The organism is Zobellella taiwanensis (assembly GCF_003012795.1).
GTDB lineage: Bacteria > Pseudomonadota > Gammaproteobacteria > Enterobacterales > Aeromonadaceae > Oceanimonas > Oceanimonas taiwanensis.
On the sequence record NZ_PXYH01000066.1, the window covers coordinates 1 to 376 of the forward strand.

1 pseudogene is annotated in these 376 nt (G+C 69.1%); it reads right to left on the reverse strand.

Annotated elements, in window-relative coordinates:
• Positions 1 to 337 (reverse strand): annotated as a pseudogene (locus C7I36_RS16950) (formate dehydrogenase); the annotation flags it as partial.
• Positions 338 to 376 lie beyond the last annotated feature (39 nt).

Consider the following 376-nt stretch of genomic DNA (forward strand, 5'->3'; position numbering starts at 1 on the left):
GATCGGTGACGCCGATGCGGGCGAAGGTGACCCGCTGCTGGCGCTTGAGGTAGGGGATCTCCTCGGTCGGCCCCTGGGCCAGGGGATGGTCGTCGCCGAAGCCGTGTTCGAACAGCGAGGCCACGTCTTCCGGCGCCACCGGGCCGAAGGCGCGGCGGCCGCGGCCGTCGTCCACCTCCACCAGGGGCTCCAGCCAGCACAGGCCGCGGGAACCGTTGCGGACCAGTTCGATATCGAGGCCGCGGGCATCGGCCTCGCGCCGGATCAGGGTCGCCACGTCCTCGGCGCCGAGCGACAGGGCCGTGGTCTCGTAGGGAACGAAGATGCGCAGGCTCATCAGTTCAGCTCCAGTTTGTAGGTGGTCAGTTCGTTTACC